This is a genomic window from Achromobacter sp. 413638 (genome assembly GCF_043119405.1).
Taxonomy (GTDB): Bacteria; Pseudomonadota; Gammaproteobacteria; order Burkholderiales; family Burkholderiaceae_B; genus Achromobacter.
Window position 1 is genome coordinate 19,117 of the sequence record NZ_JBICCO010000057.1, and the last position, 23,353, is coordinate 42,469.

At 69.9% G+C, this 23,353-nt stretch carries 17 protein-coding genes; 6 read left to right on the forward strand and 11 right to left on the reverse strand.

Features of this window, described 5'->3' with window-relative positions; translation table 11 throughout:
- Positions 1–99 precede the first annotated feature (99 nt).
- Together ACEU5R_RS21060 and ACEU5R_RS21065 are read right to left on the reverse strand one after the other, a co-directional pair.
- Positions 100–1,626, reverse strand: a complete 1,527-nt coding sequence (locus ACEU5R_RS21060; protein ID WP_103272969.1) for a tripartite tricarboxylate transporter permease — start codon at positions 1,624–1,626, stop codon at positions 100–102.
- 6 nt (positions 1,627–1,632) lie between these two features.
- Positions 1,633–2,103 carry a tripartite tricarboxylate transporter TctB family protein gene (locus ACEU5R_RS21065; protein WP_392411497.1) on the reverse strand — a complete coding sequence of 157 codons (471 nt, stop codon included), beginning with the start codon at positions 2,101–2,103 and terminating at the stop codon, positions 1,633–1,635.
- Positions 2,104–2,405: 302 nt separating this feature from the next.
- Between ACEU5R_RS21065 and ACEU5R_RS21070 the strand changes: the two genes are divergently transcribed.
- The 3 genes from ACEU5R_RS21070 (at position 2,406) to ACEU5R_RS21080 (ending at position 4,555) form a co-directional block, all read left to right on the forward strand.
- Entirely contained in the window at positions 2,406–3,221 is an 816-nt protein-coding gene (locus tag ACEU5R_RS21070; RefSeq protein ID WP_392411499.1) for an AraC family transcriptional regulator, read from the forward strand.
- Positions 3,222–3,328: 107 nt separating this feature from the next.
- A complete protein-coding gene (locus tag ACEU5R_RS21075; protein ID WP_392411500.1) occupies positions 3,329–3,691 on the forward strand; it encodes a cupin domain-containing protein in 363 nt (120 codons plus the stop codon).
- Between the two features lie 264 nt (positions 3,692–3,955).
- Positions 3,956–4,555: a nitroreductase family protein gene (locus ACEU5R_RS21080; RefSeq protein WP_103272973.1), complete on the forward strand. Its 600-nt coding sequence runs from the start codon at positions 3,956–3,958 to the stop codon at positions 4,553–4,555.
- 141 nt (positions 4,556–4,696) lie between these two features.
- Here the strand turns inward: ACEU5R_RS21080 and ACEU5R_RS21085 are convergent, their stop codons facing one another.
- From ACEU5R_RS21085 to ACEU5R_RS21095, 3 genes are all read right to left on the reverse strand, one after another.
- Positions 4,697–4,996 carry a hypothetical protein gene (locus ACEU5R_RS21085; RefSeq protein WP_392411501.1) on the reverse strand — a complete coding sequence of 100 codons (300 nt, stop codon included), beginning with the start codon at positions 4,994–4,996 and terminating at the stop codon, positions 4,697–4,699.
- 8 nt (positions 4,997–5,004) lie between these two features.
- On the reverse strand, positions 5,005–5,376 hold the full coding sequence (locus tag ACEU5R_RS21090) for a tRNA-binding protein (RefSeq protein WP_392411502.1): 372 nt from the start codon (positions 5,374–5,376) through the stop codon (positions 5,005–5,007).
- A 65-nt stretch (positions 5,377–5,441) separates the two neighbouring features.
- Complete coding sequence (locus ACEU5R_RS21095; RefSeq protein WP_392411503.1) at positions 5,442–6,269, reverse strand: aminotransferase class IV family protein; 828 nt, start codon at positions 6,267–6,269, stop codon at positions 5,442–5,444.
- Positions 6,270–6,370: 101 nt separating this feature from the next.
- On the opposite strand from ACEU5R_RS21095, the gene ACEU5R_RS21100 reads away from it, so the two are divergent.
- Entirely contained in the window at positions 6,371–7,291 is a 921-nt protein-coding gene (locus ACEU5R_RS21100) for a LysR substrate-binding domain-containing protein (protein WP_392411504.1), read from the forward strand.
- A 104-nt stretch (positions 7,292–7,395) separates the two neighbouring features.
- On the forward strand, positions 7,396–8,454 hold the full coding sequence (locus tag ACEU5R_RS21105) for a diguanylate cyclase (RefSeq protein ID WP_392411505.1): 1,059 nt from the start codon (positions 7,396–7,398) through the stop codon (positions 8,452–8,454).
- A 43-nt stretch (positions 8,455–8,497) separates the two neighbouring features.
- Here ACEU5R_RS21105 and ACEU5R_RS21110 read toward each other — a convergent pair whose 3' ends face one another.
- The 6 genes from ACEU5R_RS21110 to ACEU5R_RS21135 all read right to left on the reverse strand — a co-directional run bounded on the left by ACEU5R_RS21110 (position 8,498) and on the right by ACEU5R_RS21135 (position 22,512).
- Positions 8,498–10,615 carry an HlyD family efflux transporter periplasmic adaptor subunit gene (locus tag ACEU5R_RS21110; protein WP_392411506.1) on the reverse strand — a complete coding sequence of 706 codons (2,118 nt, stop codon included), beginning with the start codon at positions 10,613–10,615 and terminating at the stop codon, positions 8,498–8,500.
- Positions 10,612–11,982, reverse strand: coding sequence for an efflux RND transporter periplasmic adaptor subunit (locus ACEU5R_RS21115; RefSeq protein WP_392411507.1), 1,371 nt, complete (start codon positions 11,980–11,982; stop codon positions 10,612–10,614). The genes ACEU5R_RS21110 and ACEU5R_RS21115 overlap by 4 nt, the downstream gene beginning before the upstream one ends.
- Before the next feature lie 31 nt (positions 11,983–12,013).
- Positions 12,014–18,760 (reverse strand): DUF4347 domain-containing protein, encoded by a 6,747-nt coding sequence (locus tag ACEU5R_RS21120; protein ID WP_392411508.1) that lies wholly within the window; start codon positions 18,758–18,760, stop codon positions 12,014–12,016.
- Between the two features lie 51 nt (positions 18,761–18,811).
- Entirely contained in the window at positions 18,812–19,660 is an 849-nt protein-coding gene (locus ACEU5R_RS21125) for an efflux RND transporter periplasmic adaptor subunit (protein WP_392411509.1), read from the reverse strand.
- On the reverse strand, positions 19,657–21,198 hold the full coding sequence (locus ACEU5R_RS21130) for a TolC family protein (RefSeq protein WP_392411510.1): 1,542 nt from the start codon (positions 21,196–21,198) through the stop codon (positions 19,657–19,659). The genes ACEU5R_RS21125 and ACEU5R_RS21130 overlap by 4 nt, the downstream gene beginning before the upstream one ends.
- A gap of 381 nt (positions 21,199–21,579) precedes the next feature.
- Positions 21,580–22,512, reverse strand: coding sequence for a hypothetical protein (locus tag ACEU5R_RS21135; RefSeq protein WP_392411511.1), 933 nt, complete (start codon positions 22,510–22,512; stop codon positions 21,580–21,582).
- Positions 22,513–22,714: 202 nt separating this feature from the next.
- Between ACEU5R_RS21135 and ACEU5R_RS21140 the strand changes: the two genes are divergently transcribed.
- Positions 22,715–23,143, forward strand: a complete 429-nt coding sequence (locus tag ACEU5R_RS21140; protein WP_392411512.1) for a VOC family protein — start codon at positions 22,715–22,717, stop codon at positions 23,141–23,143.
- Positions 23,144–23,353 lie beyond the last annotated feature (210 nt).

Below are 23,353 nucleotides of genomic sequence, written 5' to 3' on the forward strand. Positions count from 1 at the left end.
ATCGGTCGGGTGCAGAAGGCCCTGCTGCGCCGCCTGTGCGGCAACGCGGCCGCCAGGCCGGGCGCGTACCGGCTGGCGTGCGGCGCGATGCCATATCCCCTAGCGGTCTTGCGCCGCCAGCAACGACACTTCCCGACGCCGCCGCTGCCGCACCGCCGAGACCATCAACAGGCAGATCAGCAGCACGCAGGCGGCCACGAAGCCCAGGCTGATGGGGCGCGTCACGAAGATCGACAGCTCGCCGCGCGACAGCAGCAGCGCGCGGCGGAAGTTCTCTTCCACCATCGGTCCCAGCACGAAGCCCAGCAGTAGCGGCGCGGGTTCGAAGCGCAGCCGCATCAGCGCGTAGCCGGCCACGCCGAACAGCGTCACCATGCCCACGTCGAACAGGTTGTTGTTGGTGCTGTACACGCCCACGCAGACGAAGAACAGCGCCGCCGGGAACAGGTAGCGGAACGGCACCGTCAGCAGCCGCACCCACATGCCGATCAGCGGCAGGTTCAGCAACAGCAGCAGGATGTTGCCGACCCAGAAGCTGGCGATCAGCCCCCAGAACATATCGGCATGCTCGACCATCATCTGCGGTCCGGGCTGGATGCCGTGGATGATGAGCGCGCCCAGCATCAGCGCCATGACCGGATCGCCAGGGATGCCCAGGCTCATGGTCGGGATGAAGCCGGTCTGCGTGGACGCGCTGGTGGCGGCCTCGGGCGCGGCGATGCCCTCGATGGCGCCACGGCCGAAGCGGCGCGGGTCGCGCGCGACCTTCTTCTCGGTGGCATACGAGATGAAGGACGCGATGGTCGGCCCGGTGCCGGGCAGGATGCCGAAGGCCGCGCCGATGGCCGTGCCGCGTACCAGCGCGCCGCGTGACTGCTTGATGTCGCCGGCCTCGGGCCGCATGGATTTCATGCTGATCTTGGCGGCGGTGACCTTGGCGTCGCCGCCCAGCCGGTTGATGTTCTTCAGGAAGTCGGCCACGCCGAACAGCCCCATCGCCAGCGCCACGATCTGCAGCCCGTCGCTCAGCTCCAGCACGCCGAAGTGAAAGCGCATCACGCCGGTATTGACGTCGGTGCCGACCACGCCCAGCAACAGTCCCACCACCACCATGGCCACGCCCTTGATGGCCGAGCCCTTGGCCAGCGTGGCGCCGGCCAACAGGCCCAGCATCATCATCGAGAAGTACTCGGCCGGGCCGAACTTGAAGGCCACGTCCACCAGCAGCGGCGAGAACAGGATCATCGCCAGGATGCCGATCGAGGCGCCGAAGAACGACGAGAACATCAGCATGAACAGCGCCGAGCCGGCCTTGCCGTTGCGCGCCAGCGGATTGCCGTCCAGGCAGGCGACCGCGTGCGAGGCCGTGCCGGGCAGGTTCAGCATGATGGAGGTGATGCCGCCGCCATACTGCGAGCCGTAGTAAATGCCCGACAGCATCACCAGCGCCGCGGTCGGCGTCATGGTGTAGGTCAGCGGCAGCAGAATGGAGATGGCGGCCAGCACGCCCATGCCGGGCAGCACGCCGATCAGGTTGCCCATGAACACGCCGAAGGCCGCCCACATCAGGTTGTCGAGCGCGAAGGCGATGGAGAACCCGTGCATCAGGTTGTTGAAGATTTCCATGGCCGATCAACCCCAACGGAACAGCGGGAACTGCAACTGCAGCCCCCAGGAGAACACGGCCACGCCCAGCAGCGTCACGCCCACGGACAGCAGCGCCGCGCTCTTGACCGTGTGCTGGCGGTCGCCCAGCGCCGAGATGAACACCAGCGCCAGCGTGGCCGGCACCAGGCCGCCGAACTTGCCCAGCGCGATGAAGGCCAGCAGTCCGCCGATGATGCAGCCCCAGCCGCGCCAGTCCGGCGCCGCGTCGACCTCGGCCTCTTCGTCTGCCGCCTGCGGCGCGTAGCCGGCCCGCACGATGGCCGCGCCCAGCAGCGCCAGCAGTACGCCCAGGATCATCGGGAACATGCCCGGGCCCATGCGGGCCAGCGAGCCGACGTTGTAGCTGGCCGCGTGGATGGCGGTGCCCAGCCCCAGCGCGATCATCGCGCCTCCGGCCCACCATTCGCGCCGCACGGCGCGGGATTGTTGCTGCATGGTTCGATCCTCCCTTTTTGCGGCATGCAGGCGCCGGACGCACGCCTTGCTGACGCTTGGTTTAAAAGAAACTGAATTTCAGTTGAACGCGAGTCTAGGGAGCGAGACTTCCGATTGGCTTTCACTGCGGCGGAATCGGATGGCTGCTCGGGGCATCGCGGGGGAAAACCAAGGGAAATCCCCGGTGCCGCCAAGCGCGGGCGCGGGCCTGGGGCGGCTTGCGGAAGGGCAGGGTTCGCGGGCTTGCTACCATGAAGCCGGAGCCGGCTTGTTGCCGGTCCGAGGACGGCGGGGGCGAGTGCATGGATGGCAAAGACAGGCGAAAGGATTGGGTGGCGCGCGCCCCGCGGACCGCCGGGCTGGAACGGATCGAAGCCTATTTCGGCGGTCGCGGCTATGAGATGCATCGCCACGACACCTATGCCATCGGCCGCACCTTGTCCGGCGTGCAGAGCTTTCACTACCGGCGCGGACTGCGCCACAGCCTGCCCGGCGGCACGCTGGTGCTGCATCCGGACGAGGCGCACGACGGGCAGGCCGGCACCGACGCGGGTTTTCGCTATCGCATGCTCTATGTCGAGCCCGCCCTGGTGCAGCGCATGCTGGGCGGGCAGCCCCTGCCTTTCGTGCCGGGCGGTCTGTCCGACGATCCGCGCCTGCGCGCGGCTGCCGAGCCGCTGCTGCGGACGATGAGCCAGCCCCTGGATCCGCTGGAAGAGGCGGACGCGCTCTACGATCTGGCGCAAGCGCTGGCCACCGTCGCCGGCCAGCGCGGCGGTCGCCGCGCGTTCGACTATGGCGCGGCCGAGCGGGCACGCCAGCGCATCCATGATGGATTGGCCGGCCGGCTGACCTTGGCGGACCTGGAGGCGGCCAGCGGGCGCGACCGCTGGAGCCTGTCGCGCGATTTCCGCGCGCTGTACGGCGTCAGCCCCTATCGCTATGCCACGCTGCGTCGGTTGGATGCGTGCCGCCGGCTGATGCTGGCGGGGCTGGGCCTGGCCGAGGCCGCGCTGGCCGCGGGATTCACCGATCAGAGCCACATGAGCCGCCATTTCTCGGCAGCCTATGGCATGCCGCCGGGGCGCTGGCTGGCGATGCTGAGGGCGGGCGCCTGAGACGTGCAACGGTGCGGCCAGACAGGGCCGCCCAAGCTGCACGATCTTACAAGACCGCTATCCCGCCGACCGGTAGCCTGGAGTTTTCACATTCCAGGAGTCGCAGCATGTCCGCCGCCATCAATTTCGCCCGCAAGTTCAACCTCATCAAGGAGCAATGGACGCCCAAGGTCATTGCCGAGATGAACGACTACCAGTTCAAGCTCGTCAAGATCCAGGGCGAGTTTGTCTGGCACTCGCACGCCGATACCGACGAGACCTTCATCGTCATCGACGGCGAGCTGCGCATCGACCTGCGCGACGGCGCCGTGACGCTGGCGGCAGGGGAAATGGCGGTGGTGCCGCGCGGCGTCGAACACAGGCCCCATGCCGAGCGCGAAGCCTGCGTCCTGCTGATCGAGCCGCGCGGGGTGCGCAATACCGGCGACCAGGAAGGGGAGCGGACCGCGCCAAACGATGTGTGGATCTAGGCGGGAACGTCGTGCCGGTGGCGATGTCCTGGCGCGCGCCGGTGGCGCGCCCAGGGGTTGTACGGCGCTGGAAGTCCGCAGGCAAGGTCCGGTCAGCGCCGGCGCGCTGTCCTGTCGGTGATGAAAGCGAGGCGGGATTAACACCATCGGTAGAACAGTTTGTTCCGACCAGAACATGCGTTTCCGATGGTTCATGTCATGTGCCCGACGGTAGAATTCGTCCACATCGAACTCTCTATCTACCAGTCGAAAGGCAATATTCTCATGAGCAACGCTTATATCGACGCGCTGAAGAAGCGCCGCACGCAGTACGCGCTGGGCCGCAACCTGTCCCTGTCCAAGGAAGAGCTGGTCGCCCTGGTCAAGGACGCGGTCAAGCACAGCCCCTCGTCGTTCAACTCGCAAAGCTCGCGCGCGCTGGTGCTGTTCGGCGCCGAAAGCGTGAAGCTCTGGGATCTGGCCATCGAAGCCGTGCGCAAGGTCGCCCCGGCCGAAGGCTTCGACAAGACCGAAGCCAAGCTCAAGAGCTTCGCCGCCGGCGCCGGCACCATCCTGTTCTTCGAAGACCAGGACGTGGTCCGCAGCCTGCAAGAGAAGTTCGCGCTGTACGCCGACAACTTCCCGGTCTGGTCGGAACAGGCTGGCGGCATGGCCCAGCTGTCGGTCTGGGCCGCGCTGGCCAACGCCGGCGTGGGCGCCAGCCTGCAGCACTACAACCCGCTGGTCGACGCCGATGTGGCGCGCGAGTGGAACATTCCCGCCAGCTGGAAGCTGCGCGCGCAGATGCCGTTCGGCTCGAACGAAGCCGGCTTCGGCGAAAAGGCCTTCATGGACGACGCCGAGCGTTTCCGCGTGGCCGGCTGAGCAAGCGGGGGCATGCTCCCCCGTTGGCCTGGCCTGAAACCCGCGCCCGTCTCTACGAAGACGGCGCGGGTTTTGTTTTGGGCGCGGTTCCTGGCGCTGCGGACCGCGCGGCCCGCATGGGGAACCGCAAGGCCGGCGCGGTCAGGACGACAGATTGGCGAGATAGGCCAGCCCGAACGCCAGCAGGCCCAGTCCCTGCGTGATCATCAGCCAGCGCGCGCCCGCCGGCTTGCCCGCGGTATGCCAGTAGCCCGCCACGAAGGGCAGGCACAGTGCATTGGCCACGGTGGCGGCCAGCGCCGCCAGCCAGGGTTTCAGGCCCGGGAACATGCCGCCGTTCTGGGCCAGCATCCAGACCGTGACGACAACGCCGGCCGCGCCGATCAGGCCGGCCATGATGGCGAAGAAGCGGGACGCGGCGGCTTTCTCCTCGGCAAGCATCGGACGGCTCAGGTCAGACGCGCGCCGTTCGGCACGTCCGCGTCCGGCGCGGCCAGCACGATGTCGCCGGCCGCGTCGGCGAAGCCCAGCACCAGCACTTCCGAGCGCACCGGGCCGATCTGGCGCGGCGGGAAATTCACCACGGCCATCACGCGCCGGCCCGGCAGTTCGTCCAGCGTGTAGTGCGCGGTGATCTGCGCCGAGCTTTTCTTCACGCCCACGCCCGGCCCGAAATCGATGGCCAGCTTGTAGGCGGGCTTGCGCGCTTCGGGAAAGGCCTCGGCGGTCTGGATCGTGCCGACGCGGATGTCCACCTTCATGAAATCGTCGAAACCGATGGCGTCGGCGGGCGGGGACGCGGGATCTTGCGTGTAATGCATGCGGATCTCTCTGTATGAATCGTGGGGAAACCTGCCCGCATTATCCCCCTACCTCCGCCGTGGCCTCAGACCGGCAGCAGGGGTTCCGCCTGGTGGGCGCGATGCAGCAGCGCCAGGAAGCCGGGCGCCGGCGGCACGTCGATCGCGCCGATGCGCAGCAGGGGCACGCCGGGCGTCCACGAATTCATCACCACGGCGCCTTTCAGCGCGCGCAGGTCTTCAGCCTTCAGCTCCTGCTCGCGCTGCGGCGCGCCCAGCCGGTCCAGCTGCCGGCGCACGATGCCCATCATGGTGCCGCCCAGCATCGCCGCCCGTGGCCACACCACGGATTCGCCGTCCCAGAACGCCAGGTTCCAGATCGTGGCCTCGCTCAGCCGTCCGTGCCGATCGACAAAGGCCGCGTCGTCGTGGCCCTGGCTGGCGGCCTCGCGCAGCAGATAGGTCTTGGCCACTTCGCCCACATGCTTTACCCCGGGCAGCATGCGTTCGTGCTCGACCAGCGCCAGCGACAAGGGGCCGGCGGGCCCGCTGGACGGCGGCGCGGTGCGGACCAGCAGGCGCGGGCGCGCGCCGGGACCGGCGATGGTGAATTCGCCGGCGGGGGAGTACACCGTGGCCGTCAGCGACAGGTCCGGCGGCCCGGCCTGGATCGCGGCGCGCAGGTGCGCCAGCACGGCTTCGTCGGGCAGCGCTTGCCCATACAGCGCCTGCGAGCCTGCCCGCAGCCGGGCCAGATGCAGGTCCAGGCCGCGCGCGCGGCCGTCGCGGATCTGCAGGGCGGTGAAGTGGGCATAGCCGGCGAAGGCCAGCGGCGCCAGCGCGGCGGCGTCTGCGTCGTGGCCGTCGACCTGAGAGACATAGCGGGTATTCGGGGAAAGCGGATCTGTCGTCATGGGGTGCGTGTACGGAATGAGATGGCGTTCAATATCCCTTATTGATGCAGCCATGGGAAACGAGTATTTTTCGAAGCATCATCAAGAAAAATTTGAAAATTATGAGTCGCGTCTTTCCCGCCGGCCGGGCCTTGCGCACCTTCGAGGCCGCCGCCCGCCACCTGAACTTCAGTCGCGCCGCAGACGAACTCGGCCTGACGCCCGCCGCCGTCAGCTACCAGATCAAGGACATCGAGGCGCAGCTCGGCCTGGCGCTGTTCGCGCGCACCAGCCGCAGCATCCGGCTGACGCCGGCGGGCGAGGCGCTGGCCGGCGCCGCCGCCGACGCGCTGGACGGCCTGCGCCGCGCCACCGCCCGGGCGCGGCGGCTGGCGCGCGGCCAGCAGACGCTGCGCCTGTCGGTGGGCGCGCGCTTCGCCACGAACTGGCTGCTGCCGCGCCTGCCGCGCTTTCGCGCCGCGCATCCGCAATGGGAGCTGAGCTTCGATATCAGCGATGCGCTGCGCGACTTCGACGCCCATGACCTGGACGCGGCCATCCGATATGGCGCGGGCCGCTATCCCGGCATCGTGACGCACCGGCTGTTCAGCACGGTGGTGGTGCCGGTCTGCAGCCCGCGCCTGCTCGAAGCCGGCCCGGCGCCGCGTCAGCCGCGCGACCTGGCCGCGCATACGCTGTGCTACGTGGATTGCCGGCCCGGCGGCGTGGTCTGGCCCAACTGGGCGCTGTGGATGGCCGCCGCCGGCGTGCCGGATTTCGACGACAGCGGCTGCGTCGCCTTCACAGAATCCAGCCATGTGGCGCAGGCCGTCATGGACGGCGGCGCGGTCGGCCTGGTGGAGCGGGAACTGGTCGCGCGCGAGCTGGCCGAGGGCCGGCTGGTCCAGCTGTTCGACGTGGGCGTGACGGCGGGCGGCGACCACGCCTATCACCTGGCCTATCCCGAATCCGGCGCCAACGCGCCGGGCGTGGCGGCGCTGCGCGACTGGATGCTGGCGGAATTGGGGCGTTCCGATGCCTGAAATCGCCGCGCGGCGCGCGCCGCCATCCGTGCATAATCAAACATGGCCGGCCCGCGCACGCGGCAGATGGCCGTCGCGCCCCAGCTTCTCGCAAAGGAACCGCCGTGGACCGGATACTCTCGGAATTGTCGACGACCCTGCCCAACGCCAAGAGTGTCGAGGAACTGGCGCGTCCGTTGCTGGACATGCTCGGGGTCATCACCGGGCTGGAGTCCACCTACCTGACCTCGATCGACCTGCAGGCCGGCGTCCAGCACGTGCGCTATGCGCGCAATGAAGGCGACATGCAGATCCCCGAAGGCCTGGACGTGCCCTGGGCCGACACGCTGTGCAAGCGCGCGCTGGACGAAGGGCGCACCAGCACCAGCGATGTCGCGAGCTGCTGGCCGGACTCCGAGTCCGCGCGCAAGCTCGGCATCCAGACCTACGTCAGCGCGCCGGTGCGCGCCGACGACGGCACGCTGCTGGGCACGCTGTGCGGCGCCAGCGCCAGCCAGCAGGCCGTCGCGCCGCAGGCCGAAGCCGTGCTCAAGCTGTTCTCCGCCATGCTCGCCAATTTCATGGAACGCGAGCAACTGGTCGAGCAGCTGCGCTCGGCCAATGTGCGGCTGCTGTCGTATGCGCTGAGCGATCCGCTCACCGGCCTGCCTAATCGCCGCGCCATCTACGAAGAGCTGGAGCGCCTGCAGGGCCGCGCGCTGCGCGAGGGCGGCAGCATCCTGGTCGGCGTGATCGACCTGGACGGCTTCAAGTCCATCAATGACGCCCACGGCCACCAGAACGGCGACATCTTCCTGCAGGAAATGGGGCGCCGGCTGGCCGCGTCTCTGCGCGCCTCCGACATGCTGGGCCGGCTGGGCGGCGACGAGTTCGTGCTGATCGGCCCGGGGCCGGCCCTGGCGCGCGGCGACGCCGGTCCCATCGGCCACGAGGTCCTGCGCGGAGAGGCCGAAGAGGCCGCGCGCGCGCTGGAGGACCGCACGGCCGCGGCCACGCTCGGCAACTTCCAGCTGGGCGAGATCACGCTGCCCTACGACGGCGCCAGCGTCGGCGTGGTGGCGCTGGATCCGCGCGGCCTGAGCGCCGAAGAGGCGGTCAGGCTGGCCGATACGCGCATGTACGTGGTCAAGCGGGCGCGCAAGGGCGCGCGCGTGATGCACTGAGCGCGGCCGGCGGCGTGACCGCCCGGCGCCAACGCGCCAGTTCCTAGAAGCCCGCTTCCCGCCAGAACACGCTGGCCGCCGTGCGCAGCAGGCGCGCGCCGGGAGCTTCCCAATCGCCATGGATGCTGACCCGGCCGCGCCAGCTGTGCTGGCGCGCCTGGGCGGGCGGATCGGCGCTTTCCACGTCCAGCATCACCCGGTACACCGGCCGTTCCGGGTAGAGCAGGTTCTGCGACGCGCGCACCTGCACGTCGCCGCCGGCGGGGGCGGACAGCACCGCTTCCTGCAGCACGCGGGTGGCGTCCTGGTCGATGCTGCGCACGCGCAGATCCAGGTCCGGTCCGGCGCCGCCATCGGCGATGAAGCGCGCCGTCTGGCCGGCGCGCAGGCGCGGCAAGGCATCCTCGGGCACATACGCCACCACCTGCAGCGGGCCCGCGCTCACGACGCGTCCCAGCAGCTCGCGGCGGCCCAGCCAGTCGCCCTGGCGCAGGTCCGGATCACGGTCGCGCAGCCGGCCGGCGCCTGGCGCTTCCAGGCGGTAGCGCGCCGCTTCGCTGTCCACCGCGACCTGCTGCGCCTGCGCCTCGGCCTGGCGCTCGCGCAGCACCTGCCAGTCGCGTCGCAATTCGGGATCGAAGCCGGCGGCGGCGGACTGCCGCGCCAGTTGCAGCGAGCGCGCCTGGCTTTGCGCGGCGCTGGCGGCCAGCGAAGGCGTGTCCAGCATGAAAGCGTCCTCATGGGCCTGCAGCGCGTGCCCCTCGGTCGGCGGGGGCGAGGCCAGTCGCGACGCTTCCGGCGCATGCAGCGGCCATTGCTCGCGCGCTTGCAACAGGCCGCTGCCGCGCACCGGCACGGGCCAGGGCGCGAAGGCGCCCAGCACGATCAGGATCAACAGCAGCGCGCTCCAGCGCGCGCGCCGGCTGCCGCCGATGGCCGCGCCGCGCTGCCGCCATGCGCCGATCTCGGACCACAGGGGACGGGCGATGAACCACACGATTTCCACCAGGAAAAGAAAGATGCCCAGGGCCTTGATGAAGAAGTGATAGACCAGGGCCGCGATGCCCAGGAACAGGACCAGGCGGTAGATCCAGGTGGCCCAGGCGAACAGGATCAGTCCGCGCCGCCGCGCGGCGGGAAAGTGCTCCGGCGCCGGCTCGCCCAGCGCGAACAGCCGTTCGCGCAGGTCCCAGCGCGCCAGCGCGAAGGCGCGGGCATGCAGGTTCGGCATCTGCAGGAAATCCGACAGCAGGAAGTAGCCGTCGAAGCGCATGAACGGGCTGGCGTTGATCAGCACGGTGCTGACCCAGGTGGTGGTGGCCAGCAGGAAGGCCATCGCGCGCAGCGGGCCGTCCGGCAGCCAGACCCAGGCCAGCATGGCCCAGACGGCGATGGTCAGCTCGGTGGCGATACCCGCCGCCGCGACCTTCAGGCGCTGGTCGCGGCGCGTCAGCTTCCATACCTCGTTGGTGTCGGTATAGGCCACGGGCCACAGCACCAGGAAGGCCACGCCCATGGTCGGCACGCGGCAGCCATAGCGCTTGGCCGTCACGCCATGGCCGAACTCGTGCAGCGTCTTCACCGCCGCCAGCGTCAGGCCGTAGGCGGCCAGCCCTTCCCAGCTCAGCATGTCCACCAGCGTGGCGGTGAAAGCGTCCCAGGAACGCGACACGCCCCACATCCCGGCCAGCAGCGCGGCCAGCGTCAGCCAGCGGAAGGCCGGCCCGTACAGGAAGGCCAGCCTTGGCGTCCAGCGCGTCAACCAGCGGTCCGGGCGCAGCAGCGGCACGCGGAAGAACAGATAGTTGTGCAGCAGCCATTGCGACCAGCCGGCGCGGCGGCGCTGGCGCTGCTCGGCCAGTTCAGCCGCGGTCAGCGCGGCCGGCTGCAACAGCTCGTGCTGCGCCAGGAAGCGGTGCATGGCCTCGACATCGTCCGGTTCGGCGCGCAGCGTGGTCTCGGCCTGGATGCGCCGCGCGATCACGCCGGGCCAGCGCAGCCGCCAGCGCTGCAGGATCTCGAAACTGGCCCAGTCGATCTGGAAGAACAGGTTGCGCACCGGATCGTGCAGTGTCCAGCTGGGCTGGCCGTCCGGCAGGGCCGGGCCGGGCAGCAGGTCCAGTTCGTCGCGCAGCGGCGGCAGGGGCGTGGCCGGCGTCATAGCGCCACGAACTGGCGGATGGCCGCCCAGGGCTTGCGCAGGATCCAATAGGCCAGCGGCACGCGCTCGCCTTGCAGCTTGGCGGTGCCCTTCAGGCCGATGCGCGGTCCCTGCGCCTGATCCAGCGAGGCGCGCAGGCGATAGGCGTAGCTGCCGTCGGGCCGCGCCACGGCGTCATAGGCCATGTAGCGCACGCGGCCCTGCACGGCCGTCAGCGGGTCGGCGGCCAGATACAGCCGCAGCGGCGCGCCCTCGGCCAGCGGAATGGCGTCGCCCACCGGCACCCAGGCCTCGATCTCCACCGCGTCCGGATCGGCCACGCGCATGACGCGTTCGCCGGTCTGCACCGGTTTGCCTATCCACTCCGACGGCGAATCGAACAGCACCATGCCGTCCCGGGGCGCTGTCACGCTGGCGCGGCCCAGTTGCTCGGCCAGGAAGGCCTGCTCGGCCCGGCGCTCGCCGATCTTGCCGGCCAGCGCCGCCAGCTGCGCCTTGGAGCGCGGATCGCCCAGCGCCATCTGGGCGAACTGCCGGTATTCGGCTTCGGCCGTGCTCAGCGCCTGTTGCGCCACCTGCAGGCGGCTGGCGATCTGGGCCTCGTCCAGGCTGAACAGGGGCTGGCCCTGCTTCACGATCTGGTTGGGCTGCACGTGGATCTGCGCGACCACGCCGTCCAGCGGCGCGCGCAGCACGGCGGGTTGCGCGGCGACCAGTTCGCCCGGCGCCAGCACCGACAGGCGCACCGGAATCGCGCCAGCCGCCAGCAGTGCGCAGGCGGCCCACAGGCCGGGGCGGCGCCAGCCGCGCCCCGCCGCGGCGGGCCGCGAGCGGGCGCGGTTGCGCCAGGCGTCCCAGGACCAGGGCCGGGCGCGCTGCAAGGCCCGCCATGCATGGCACCAGATGCGGCTCCACTCGGTCAGCAGCGGCAGCAGCGTCGGCGCGACGGGATCGGCGCCGGCCAGCAGCAGGCCGCCTGCGGGGCGGGCATCCGGTTCCTCAAGCATGCGTAGCGGCAGCCACACGCCCTGCGGCGGCAGCCATTCGCGCCATTGCGCGCCGAGTTCGTCCGGCAGGTCAGCGGCCGAGACCGCGCGCGCCGTATCGCCGTCCGCCCGCGCCAGGTGTGCGCAGGCGCGCGCCAGCCATTGCGCATAGGGCGCGTTGCGGTCGGGCTGCACCACGCCCGACAGCGCGGCCACGCCGCCGGCTTCGCGCCACAGGGCGGCCTGCCGGTAGGGCGCCAGCAGCCGCGTATCGTTGACCAGCAGGAATTCCAGCTCGGGCAGGCTGGCGGCGAGCCGGGCGCGGTGGCCCAGCTCCAGCAGCAGCACCGCCGGGCTGGCGGCTTCGGGCGCTTCAGGCATGTTCAAGCGCGACCCCGTCATGCGTCATGGTTCATCCCCGCAGCCGCTGCGCCGCGCCGGCCGCCGTGCGGGCCTGCGTGGCGCGCTGCATCTGCTCGGCCAGGCCGGAGCGGCCGGCGGGCGCCTGGCGCTCGGCCGCATGGCGGCCCGCGCTCAGCTTGAACACGGTCGAGGCCTCGTTGCCGCGTTCGTCGCGCGCCGTCAGGCGCAGCGCGATCTCGCCCGCGAAGCCGCGCGGCGGCTCCGCCTGCAGGCGGCCGCTGCGCGCATCGAAGCGGATCCAGGCGGGCAGGGCGCGGCCATCTTCCAGCGTCAACGACAGCTGGATCCTGGCGTCGGCCCGCGTGTGGCCAAAGACCGAGGACGGGATGCGCAGGTCCAGCGCCGCGCCGGGCTCCAGCGCGAGCGTGGTCAGGCCGCGCAGGACCACGAGTTCCTGGCCCGGCGCATCGCTGGCGCCGATGCGCTGCGGCGCATAGACGGCGGCGGCCGGCCGTTCGTCCGTGGCGCGCGGCGCGGGGGCCTGCCGGGCCCCGTGCTCGTCCATCGCCCAGGCCAGCGGCGACGCGTGCGCGGGAGAGCGCGAGCCGGCCTGCGCGCCGCCGAGCGAGGGCAGGAATTCGTCGCGCGGATCGGCGACTGGCGACAGGCTTGCCACGGGCGGGGCCAGCGGCGGCAGGAGCGTTCCGGGCGGGGGCGTGGGATGCACGTAGGGCGGCACCTGGCCCTGGACGGAGAAGGACAGCGACGAGACGGCCGAGACATTGCCGGCCGCGTCCCACTGCCGCACTTGCACCGCGTGCGTGCCGGGCGCATCCAGCGTCAGCTGGCTGCCCTGGCCATCGCGCCAGCTGGCGCCGCCATCCAGCGAATACTGCCAGCGGCCGCCGCTTTCCAGGCCGTCGACGCGCAGCACGCCGTTGCCGCTGAGCAGGCCGCCGGACGGATCGAGCGCGCGCTGTTCCAGGTTGAGCGCCGGACTGGCCGGCGGCTGCGTGTCGATGCGCAAGGCGCCGGACAGCGCGCTGCCGCTGCCGGCGTTGCCGGCCAGATCGCGCACCTGGCGCAGGTCCAGCGCGATGACGGCGTTGGACAGATCCGCGCCGGCGGCCGGCGTATAGGTGGCGGTCCAGGTCAGGCCGCCGTCGGCCGAGGACAGCCCGGCGAGCGTGCCGCCGGGCAGGGTGAAGGCGCTGGCGTCCAGCGACTGGATCGCCTCGCTGAAACGGATCGTCAGCCGCGTGCTCTGGCCGGCGGCCAGCAGCGCATCGGCCAGCGTCAGCGTCGCCGAGGGCGGCGTGACGTCGCTGGGCGTCACGGCGATGGCGATGCTGCTGGTGGCGCTGAGCGCGCCGCCGCTGCCGCTGTTGCCCTGGTCGTCGGTGACGATCCGCAAGGTCGCGGGGCCGACATAGTTGGCCGCGGCTTCGTAGACCAGCCCGTCCAGCGCGGCGTTGATGTCGGCCAGCGTGCCGGTGAACGTCAGCGTGGCCGAGCCATTGGCCGTGCCGTTCATGAACGTCAGACCGGCGACGCGCGACAGGCGCAGCAGGCCGTGGTCCGCCGACAGCGTCACCAGCAGTTGGCCGCCGCCGGCGTCCACGTCCTGGATACGGATGGCATTGCCATGCGCGGCATCGAACACCAGCGGAGAACCGCCGGCCGTCTGCTGCGAACCCGGCACGATGTTGACGGGCGCATCATTGACCGCCGCGATGTCGAGCGTGATGCTGGCGCTGGCGGTCTGGCCGCCGCCGGAGCCGGTGTTGCCATTGTCGTTGACGCTGACGCTCAGCGTGACCTGGCCGGCGATGTTGGCGCCGGGCAGGTAGCGCAGGCCGCCGGCGGCGATGAAGGCGTTCAGGTCGGCCTGCGAGCCGGTCAGGGTCAGCGCGCCGGCGCTGCCGCCGACGGTGACGCCGTTGCCGCTGATGGCCGACAGCGTGCCGGACGGCACGGACAGGGTGACGGTCAGCAGGCCGCTGCCGGCGTCCACGTCGCTCACCGTGATGCCCGTGATGACGCCGGCCGTGTCCTCGGTCAGGCTGATGCTGGACGGCACGGTGATGACGGGCGCGTCGTTGACCGCCGCGATGCGCAGGACGACCGTGTCGCTGGCGGAGAGGGCGCCGCCGGAGCCGGTGTTGCCCAGGTCGTTGACGGTGGCCGTCAGCGTGACGTCGCCGTTGGCGTTGGGCGCCGACAGGTAGCTGACGCGGCTGGCGGCGATGAAGGCGTTGATGTCGGCGATCGAGCCGGTCAGCACCAGCGTGCCGCTGCCGGAGCCGGTGACGGTGACGCCGTTGGCGTTGAGCGCCGCGAGCGTGCCGGCGGGCACGGCCAGGGTCAGGGTGACGACGCTGCCGCCCGCGTCCACGTCGGCGATCGAGATGCCGGTGACGGCGCCGGCCGTGTCCTCGCTGAAATCAAGCCGTACCGGAACGGCGATTGTCGGCGCGTCATTGACCGCCGCGATGTTCAGGTCGACGGTCTTGGTGTCGCTCAGGCTGCCGCCCGAGCCGGTGTTGCCGTTGTCGTTGATGCTGACGGTCAGTGTGACCACGCCCGTGGCATTGGCGGCGGGCGTATAGAGCACCTTGCTCGCCGCGATGAAGGCGTTCAGGTCTGCCAGCGTGCCGGTCAGCGTCATGGCGGTCGCCGTGCCGCCGATGACGATGCCCGAGCCGCTGCTGGCCGACAGCGCGCCGGCCGTCACGGACAGGGTGACGGTCAGCTGGCCGGCGCCGGCGTCCACGTCGCTGAACGAGATGCCGGTGATGGCGCCGGCGATGTCCTCGGTCAGGCTGATGCCGGACGGCACGGTGATGACGGGCGCATCGTTGACCGCCGCGACGCGCAGGGTGACCGTGCCGCTGGCGGTTTCCGCGCCGTCCGTGCCGGTGTTGCCGTTGTCGTTGATCGTGACGCTGAGCGTGATGTCGCCATTGGCGTTGGGCGCGGCCAGGAAGCTGACTTCCAAGGCGGCGATGAAGGCATTCAGGTTGGCCACCGAGCCCGACAGGACCAGCACGCCGGTGCCCGAACCCTGCACGGTGACGCCGCCGCTGGTGAGCGCATAAAGCCGTCCGGCGGGCACGCTCAGCGTCAGGGTGACGCTGCCGCTGCCCGCGTCCGCGTCGGACACGGAGATGCCGGTGATGAAGCCGGACGTGTCCTCGCTGAAATTCAGTGTCGACGGCAGCGTCAGCACCGGCGGGATATTGCCGTCCTGCACGTCGATGCTCTTGGCCGCGACGACGCTGCTATTGACGCCGTCCGACACCTGGAAGCTGATCGAGCGCGAGGCCACGGGCGTGCTTTCGCGGGTATTGACGAAAGTGATCGCGCGCAGCGCCGCCTGCCATTGCGCGACCGTGGCCAGGCCGCCGGCGGACGTCAGGGTGAGGATGCCGGTGGTCGGATCATAGAATCCCACGACGTTGCCCATGGTGGCTCCGTCGTTGACGAAACCCAGCACATCGCCCGCTTGCAGGTTGCCGATGGTGATCCGGGCGCTGGCCAGCGTCGTGCTGTCCGGATCGGACAAGGTCAGGCCGGCGTCGACGGCGACGGCATGCGAGCCGCCGCCCTTGCTCAGGAAGGAGGTGGCCCCGGCGGAGGGCGTCACGACGGGCGCGGGATCGAATTGCTTGACCGTGATGGAGCGCGTGACGTTGTCGCTGTCGCGCGAGCCGTCGCTGACCACGATGGAGATCGTGCGCGTGGCGGTGCTGGCGCCGGCGTCGTTGTTGGTATAGCGGATCGAGCGCAGCGCGGCTTCCCACTGCGCCACCGTGGCCGAGCCGCTCAGCGTCAGCACGCCGGCGCTGTAGCTGCCGGAGATGCCGTTCATGGCCGTGAACAGCAGCATGTCGCTGGATTGGAGATTGCCGACGATGGCGATGACGGCCCGGCTCAGCGTGGCGCTGTCGCTGTCGCTGAGCGTGATGCCGCCGTCCACGGCCACCGGCACGGACGTGGAGCCCTTGATGGTGAATTCCGGGTTTCCGGCGCTGGGCGTCACCACGGGCGCATAGGGCAGGGTGATGGTGGACGCCAGCGACAGGACGGCGGTGTCCACGCCGCCATTGGCGGTGCCGCCGCTGTCCGTGACGCCGGTCAGCGTCACGACGCGGGCGCCGCCGGAGGCCGAGGCCCTGGCGTCCTGGTAGGTGATGCCGTTGAGCACGCCGTTGGCCGTGGCGGCGCTGATGCCGGCCGAGCTGACCGTGATCGTCGCCGTGTTGCCGATGACGGTGACCGTCACGCTCAGGCCCAGGCCGCTGGTGGTGACGGTGGTGTTGTTCACCAGCGCGATGGTGGAGCCGTCGATCGTCAGGCGTTCGCTGGCGCCGTCCGCCAGGCCCGACACGGTGAAGGTAATGAGCCTGATGTTCTGCCCGGCTTCGCCCGGGTCGATGCTGGCGCCGCTGAATAGCGCCACGCCCGTTCCGCCTGGCACATGGACAGGGTTGAGCGGCGTGGCCGAGAGTGTTGGCGCATCGTTCACCGCCGCGATGTCGACGCTGACGACAGCCGAGGCGCTGCCGCCGCGCCCGTCGTAAATGCCGAAGACGATGCTGCGGGTGGCCGTGTAGGGATCGCTGCTGGTGTTCTTGTAGGTCAGCGCCGACATCAGCAAGGCCACGCGCGCCTGCGTCGCGTTGGCGTTGAAGGTCACGATCAGTTTGTTTCCGTTGGCGCCGTCGCCACTGGGAGCGATCACGCCGATGGCCACACCCGACACGCTCACCACGCTACCCACGGTCACGCCATTGGACAGGCTGATGGCGCCGCTGGTGTCTATGCCCAGAACGTCCTGGTTGGCGCGGGCGTTGTTGACCATCTGCACGGTGAGATTGCCGCTGTTGAAGTTGGGCGTGTCGCTGTCGGTCACCGTGACCTGCGCGCCGGCGTCCAGCCTCACGGGGGCGCCTTTCTCGGTATAGGTCACCGCGTCGCCGCTCAGATTGCCGATGACTGGCGGACTGTTGGGCAGTATTTTCATGATCTTGCTGACGGGCGAGCTGTCGGACGTGCCGTCATTGACCACGAAGGTGATCGTCCGGTCGCCCTGGTACGGCATGGTCGAGCTATCGTGGTAAATCACCGCCCGCAGCGCAGCCTCCCACTGGGCCACCGTGGCGAGGCTGCCTGAAGAGGTGAGCGTGAGCACGCCGGTGCTGGCGTTCCAGCTGCTGACGATGTTGCCGTACAGCGCGCTGTTGGTGTTGACGAAGGCGAGCACGTCCTCGCCGCTGTGGAAGCTGCCGCCGGTCAGGGAAACCGTGGCGTGGGACAGGCTGGCGCTGTCGGCATCGGTCAGCGTCAGGCTGGCGTCCACCTGCACCGGCAGGCCGTTGCCGTTGCTGTAGGTCGACGAACCGGCCGAGGGCGTGACCACCGGGGGCGCGTCGACAATCACGGGCGCGCCCAGCGTGATGGAGTCCAGCGCGAGGCTCGCCGGCCGGTTGCGGTCGTTGGCGGTCAGGCGCACCGTATCCAGATTGCCCCAGGCGCTGCCGAACACCAGCGTGCCGGCGCTGTAGGTCGAGGAGCCCTTGGTATAGGTGATGGCCCAGTCGCCGGTGCCGTATGTGCCGCTGGTGGTGAGGTCGATGCTGATCTGCACGAGCGCGTTCGTTCCGGAGCTGTCGTCGTATCCGGAGATCACGTACTTTTGGGCAAAACCGCTGGCATTGTCGAAAGCGTTGATCGTCAGCGATTTGAGCGCGAAGTTGTTCGCCCGGTCCTGCGAGCCGAATTCCAGAAAGGTCGATCCCGTGCTGGGATTGCCGGAGATGTTGCTCAGCAGGACCTTGCCGGAAAAGCCGGTGAAGGTTTCCCCGAAATAGTCCATCGCGTCCGTCACGTCGATGACGGAGCCGCCGTCGGTGCGGTATTTGAGGCCGTCCAGGAGCAGGACGGCTGAGCCGTTGGGCGATCGGTTCCAGCTTTCGAAGTCCTGGCTGGGCGGGGCGGCCAGCAGGTCGTTGTACGCGAAGGACAGCGCCGCCGTTTCGATCTTGCCGCTGGCCGCTTCCAGCGTCCAGTTCCCGCCCCGGGCGGCCGCGCCCGTGCGGTCGCTGGAGGCGGCCACGTCGGCGTGCGTCAGCTGCGCCAGCCGCGACAGCAGTTCGGCGCCCTTGGCGTTGGCGCCGATGTCGCAGCCATAGAGCAGGATGTCGCCCTGTTCGGTCAGCGCCGCGCCGATCTGGGTCAGCTGCGCCTGGCGTGCGTTGAGCGCGGCGGCGTTCAGCTCCACCGAGCCCAGGCGCATGCTGCCTTCGGCGCCGTGGCCGATGATGTGGATCGCGTCGATGCCACTGCGGCCGCGCAGCGCGTCGGCGATCTGCTGCAAGCCATCGCGGGTCTTGTCCAGCACGATGACTTCGGTGCCGGGCCGGACCTGCGCGACCAGCTGCTGGTAGTCCTTGACCTGGTTGTCCACGAACACGATCTCGCGACGCGGCGCTTCCGCGGCCATGGCCACGCGGGCCAGGTCGGCGCCGGCCGGCGTGGCGTCGGCCTGCCGCGCGGCATCGGGGCGTTGCGCCTCGGCCGGCGGGGCGGCCTCCGGCCGGGCGGCATGAGCGGCGTCGGCTGTGGCGGCCACGGCGGCGGCGTCGAACATGAAGCGTTGTTCCAGCGCCAGCGGGCGCGCGGCCGGCAGGCGCGCGGCCGCCGGCAGGCCCGCCGCATCCGGACGCGCGCCGAGCAGCGCGCGCTTGATGGCCGGAGCGACCTTATTCCACAGGGAGCGTTGGTTCGAGGTCATGGTATGTCCTGTCTTGCAGGGAATTCGGAGCGGGCCGGCGGCCCGGACGGGTCAGCGGACCGGCGGCGGTTCCATCAGCACCTGTCCGCTCATGCCGGCGATCAGGTCGTCGAAATGCCCGTCGATGCCGGCGTTCACCTTGATGGACTGGCTCACCGGGTCGACCCGGGCGGCCAGCCATTGCACCTTGGCGGGATAGGTCTTGCCGGTTTCGTCGATGCGCACCTGGAACGCCGCGCCCGGCTTGAGCCAGACCAGCCAGCGCGACGGCACGAGGAACTCCAGTTCCAGCGCCGTATCGTCGATGATGTCCAGCAGCGGCTGGCCCGGCTGCGCGTACTGCTGTTCGCGGATCTTCTGCTCGGCCACGCGGCCCGCGTAGGGCGCGGTCACGCGGCACTTGTCCAGCAGCGCCTTGCTCGCGGCCACCTCGGCGGCGGCCTTCTGCACTTCCGCCTGCGAGGTCTCCAGTTCGACCTTGCCCACCGAATTGAGCTGGGCCAGCCGCTGGTTGGCGCGCCAGGTCTTGTCGGCGGCGTTCTGGCCGGCATGGGCCTTGTTCAGCTGGGCCTGCTGCAGGCTGCAATCGAATTGCACCAGCAGCTGGTCCTTCTTGAACGCGCCGCCCTCGGTCACGGCCAGGCGCTGCACCTTGGCGCCGATCTCGGCCGCCAGCGTGGTGTATTGCCGGGGCGCGAGCTGGGCGCGGATGTCGCGCGGCTCCAGCGCGCCGCTTGGCGCGGGCGCGGGGATGGCCGGCAACGCCGATGCGGGTTGCGCCTGCGTCGGCGTCTGCGGCTGCGCCGTTGCCGGCGCGACGTTGGCCAGTCCCAGGGCCCAGGCCAGACCGATCAGGCGGGCCAGGCCGGTTCCGCGCCGCGCGGCGTCCTGGAGAATCATGGCAGTTTTCCGCTTTCCCATTGCGACAGGCCGCGGGCGACGGAGGCGGTCAGTTCGGGCAGCGGCATGGCGTCCGAACCGTCGATCGCGGGCTCCAGTCCCAGCGTGGCCTGCAGGCGCGCGGCGGCGGCCTGCATGTTGGACAGGGCCTGGTAGCGGCGCAGCGACGACAGGATGGCGCCGGCCTGTTGCGAGACCTGTTCCAGACCGGCCTGCTTCTGCGCCCGCACCTGATTGTCGACATGGCGGGCGATGCGCTGGTCCACGCCGGCGATCTCGTCGGCGCGCTGGTATTGGTTCATCGCGTTGCCGAATTGCAGGCGGGCGATGTGCAGCTGCGCCAGCACGGCCATCTGCGTGGCCAGCCGCTTCTGGTCGGCCAGCGACACGCCGTCCTTGGCCAGCTTCCATTGCTGCGGCGCGGACAGCAGGCTCAACAGGTTGAACGAGACCTGCACGCCGGCTTCGCGCCAATGGTCGTTGATCAGGTAGCTGTCGTTGCTCTTGTTCAGCGAGTAGTTGAACGACAGGCCGGGGAACATGCGCAACAGCACGCGCTTGGTCTCTTCCTGGGCGATGCGGGCGTTGTACAGGCTTTCGCGCAGGTCAGGATTCAGCATCAGCGCGCGCGCTTCCAGGTCCTCGACCGGCTGTTCCAGCCATTGCGGGCGGGGGTTGAAAGCGGGCTCCACCACGCGCAGGTTCTGGGTGTCCATGCCAGGCGGCAGGCCCATCAGCGACGCCAGCTCGATGCGGGACGCCGACAGTTCTTCCTGGATGGCTTCCAGCAGGCGCACGTTCTCCAGCAGCTGGCGCTGGTAGCGCAGCGGCTCCAGCGGCGAGCGCAGCTGCTCGGCCTCGGCCTTGCGGGCGTCGGCCAGCGCTTTTTCCGCCTGGTCACGGGCCGAGCGCAGCGAGCTTTCCAGCGCCTGGCTGGCGACCACGCGCCAGTAGGCGGTGCGCACATCCTGCACCAGCGTGTAGATGGCCTTGCGGCGGCGCTCGGCGGCGATGCGCACGCGGTCGGCGTTCTGGTGCGCGGCGTAATAGCTCTGGCCGAAATCCAGCAGGCTCCAGGACAGCGTCAGGGCGCTCTGCGTGTAGTCGCGGTCGGTCGAGATGTAGGGATGCGCCAGCGAGGGCTGCCCCGTCACCGAGTCCGTGCTGCGGGTGATCAGGTCCTTGTCGCGGTAGCGGTAGCCGGCCGACGCCACCAGCTTGGGCAGCATGTCGAAGGTGGACACATCATAGGTGCCCTGCGCCACCGCTTCCTCCATCGCCCGCAGGCGCTGGCCGGCGTTGTACTTGATGGCGCGCGCGATCGCTTCTTCCAGCGGCACCGGACCGCTGACCGGCGCCACGTCCCTGGCCAGGGCCTGGCGGTCGGCCTGCACCTGGGTCTTGATGTCATCCGCGCTCAGCGGCTGGGCGGTGAAGCTGGCGCAGCCCGACAGCAGCGCGCCGGCGCCGATCACGCCCCACAGGCGCAGGCGCAGCGGGGGCAGGCGCAAGGAACGGCCTTGTATGGAAATATTCATCGTCTTGTTTGTAGTTTCTTGTTACTTGTATGGTTGAGACGTGCGAAAGCCATACCCTGGCGGCAGAACATGGAGCAACAGCGGGGTTTGCCGAGAGTCCGAAGCTGGCAGGACGCAGCAGTCCTGGAACAGCCCTAAGGTGTTAACGGTTCAGCGAGGACGAATCCTAAGGCAGCAGTAACAAATTCCACAATTGGGGATTGTCGTCACCGGTCGCGATTGTTGCGAAATAGCCTGGGCCGGCGAAGTTTGCCGGACGTCATCGCGTCACGCCACGGATTGTGTTGAGTACGCTGCGCGTCCGGTTCGCCATGTCCGCCCGAAGTTCTGCCTTCGCCTGCCGCAAGGCGCGGAACCGACTCTCGCGGGCGGCCGGCCCGCTCACTCGTAGCGCTGGCGTGCCGCCGACCACTTCAAGGTCTGCTTCCAGACACCCTTCTGCTGGCGCAGCTGGATGTCGAAGTAGCCATCGGTCTTGCCGGGCAACAGGGACAGCGTGTTGCTCGCGTCCGACTCGATATGCTCGCGCGTGCCGTCGGGGTTCCAGTCGCCGGCCAGCATCTTGTAGAACGCCATCGGCTGGGCGAACACCACGCGCAGCGCGCGGCCCTCGATGCGGAACAGGTACAGCGCCTCGAAATCGGCGCCGCCGCCGGAATAGCCCTCGCTCCAGCCGGCGCGCACGCCGAAGGCGGTTTCGTCCGGACGGATCTGGTAGCGCGCCAGGTCGAAGCGCTTCCAGCTTTGCGGCGCGGCCAGCATGGGCTTGCCCGCGTCCTGCATCGCCAGGTCGATGGGCGGATCGATATTGGAGTCTTCCCAGTCGGTCTCTACGGACACCGGGGTTTCGGTGCGCGCGACCAGCGCGGGCGCGCCGTCCGCCCCGGTTTCGAATACGCCGAACCACACGGACTTCTGATCGCCGTCGCTGCCGGACAAGGCCACGCATTCGTTGCGCGAATACTTGGCCGACTGCGCCGCCGCTTCGGCCGAGGCCGCCAGGCAGACCACGCCGACGTAGGCGCGCTCGCGCTGCGGCCAGGGCTTGGCGCCGGCCAGCACCAGCCGGTCGGCGGGCTGGCCGGGCGCCAGCTGCCGCAGCAGGAAGTCCGCCGTGAAGCCGGCCGGCAGCGCCGTGCCGAAACCGTCCGGCGCGGGCTTGCCCGACATCTGCTGGTCGAACATCTGCCTGGCCGCGTCGGTCTGGATGACGTCGCGCACCTGATCCAGCGATTTGACCGTGGTCTGGGCATGGACGGCGGGCAGGGCGAGCGCGAAGGGGGCGGTCAGCAGGGCGGCAAGGCGCAGGCGCATGATGGACGGATCCGATGAGAGGCAGGCGGGCGCGGCCCTTGCCGGACCGACGTTCGATCTCGGCCGGCGACAGGGCAAGGAAGGTGCGCGGATCGCTGATTGTAGAGGGGCGCGGCGCGCATCGCTCCGACATGATATGGCGCTATATTCGTAGCGCCGATTTCCCTTCCAGCCCACCCTCAGCGCATTCCCGGAGCACCGCATGGAGACCAACGAAATCCACCGAGGCCGCCTCATCGACCACGTTCATCTGGTGGTGCGAGACCTGCCGGCCAGCCAGCGCTTCTACCAGGCGGTGTTCGACGTGCTGGGCGTGCCCATGGGCGGCGTCAGCGACAGCTTCTTCTGGGCCGACGAACTGTTCGTGTCCACCGCCGCCAGCCCGGCCGCGCAGGGGCAACTGACCGGCCGCCATCATCTTGCCTTCCAGGCCCGCGACACCGCCATGGTGGACGCCTTTCATCAGGCCGCGCTGGCCCACGGCGGCAAGGACAATGGCGCGCCCGGCTACCGGCCCTATCATCCCGGCTACTATGGCGCCTTCGTGCTGGACCCGGACGGCAACAATATCGAGGCGGTCTTCCATGGCGAAGCCCGCCGCAGCGCGCCCTCGGTCAAGGTGACGTTCTGAACGATGGCGCCGCGCCCGCCGTGCGCGCAACGTCCGGCCCGGCGCCTTGATCCTCCTGCCTATGCTCCAAGCCCCGAACGCCGTTTATCGCCGTCCTTCCCCCTGGTTGCGCCTGCTGGCCGGCGTCTGCCTGCTGCCGCTGGCCGCCTGGGGCGCCGGCGCGCTGTGGTTCCAGTTTCCCGGAGGCGCGGCGGCGGGGGGGGGGGGGGG

Excerpts from the sequence above, each read along its gene's own strand:
- ACEU5R_RS21060 (WP_103272969.1), bottom strand. The coding sequence starts at position 1,626 with ATGGAAATCTTCAACAACCTGATGCACGGGTTCTCCATCGCCTTCGCG.
- ACEU5R_RS21065 (WP_392411497.1), bottom strand. The coding sequence starts at position 2,103 with ATGCAGCAACAATCCCGCGCCGTGCGGCGCGAATGGTGGGCCGGAGGC.
- ACEU5R_RS21070 (WP_392411499.1), top strand. The coding sequence starts at position 2,406 with ATGGATGGCAAAGACAGGCGAAAGGATTGGGTGGCGCGCGCCCCGCGG.
- ACEU5R_RS21075 (WP_392411500.1), top strand. The coding sequence starts at position 3,329 with ATGTCCGCCGCCATCAATTTCGCCCGCAAGTTCAACCTCATCAAGGAG.
- ACEU5R_RS21080 (WP_103272973.1), top strand. The coding sequence starts at position 3,956 with ATGAGCAACGCTTATATCGACGCGCTGAAGAAGCGCCGCACGCAGTAC.
- ACEU5R_RS21085 (WP_392411501.1), bottom strand. The coding sequence starts at position 4,996 with ATGCTTGCCGAGGAGAAAGCCGCCGCGTCCCGCTTCTTCGCCATCATG.
- ACEU5R_RS21090 (WP_392411502.1), bottom strand. The coding sequence starts at position 5,376 with ATGCATTACACGCAAGATCCCGCGTCCCCGCCCGCCGACGCCATCGGT.
- ACEU5R_RS21095 (WP_392411503.1), bottom strand. The coding sequence starts at position 6,269 with ATGACGACAGATCCGCTTTCCCCGAATACCCGCTATGTCTCTCAGGTC.
- ACEU5R_RS21100 (WP_392411504.1), top strand. The coding sequence starts at position 6,371 with ATGAGTCGCGTCTTTCCCGCCGGCCGGGCCTTGCGCACCTTCGAGGCC.
- ACEU5R_RS21110 (WP_392411506.1), bottom strand. The coding sequence starts at position 10,615 with ATGACGCCGGCCACGCCCCTGCCGCCGCTGCGCGACGAACTGGACCTG.
- ACEU5R_RS21115 (WP_392411507.1), bottom strand. The coding sequence starts at position 11,982 with ATGCCTGAAGCGCCCGAAGCCGCCAGCCCGGCGGTGCTGCTGCTGGAG.
- ACEU5R_RS21120 (WP_392411508.1), bottom strand. The coding sequence starts at position 18,760 with ATGACCTCGAACCAACGCTCCCTGTGGAATAAGGTCGCTCCGGCCATC.
- ACEU5R_RS21125 (WP_392411509.1), bottom strand. The coding sequence starts at position 19,660 with ATGATTCTCCAGGACGCCGCGCGGCGCGGAACCGGCCTGGCCCGCCTG.
- ACEU5R_RS21130 (WP_392411510.1), bottom strand. The coding sequence starts at position 21,198 with ATGAATATTTCCATACAAGGCCGTTCCTTGCGCCTGCCCCCGCTGCGC.
- ACEU5R_RS21135 (WP_392411511.1), bottom strand. The coding sequence starts at position 22,512 with ATGCGCCTGCGCCTTGCCGCCCTGCTGACCGCCCCCTTCGCGCTCGCC.
- ACEU5R_RS21140 (WP_392411512.1), top strand. The coding sequence starts at position 22,715 with ATGGAGACCAACGAAATCCACCGAGGCCGCCTCATCGACCACGTTCAT.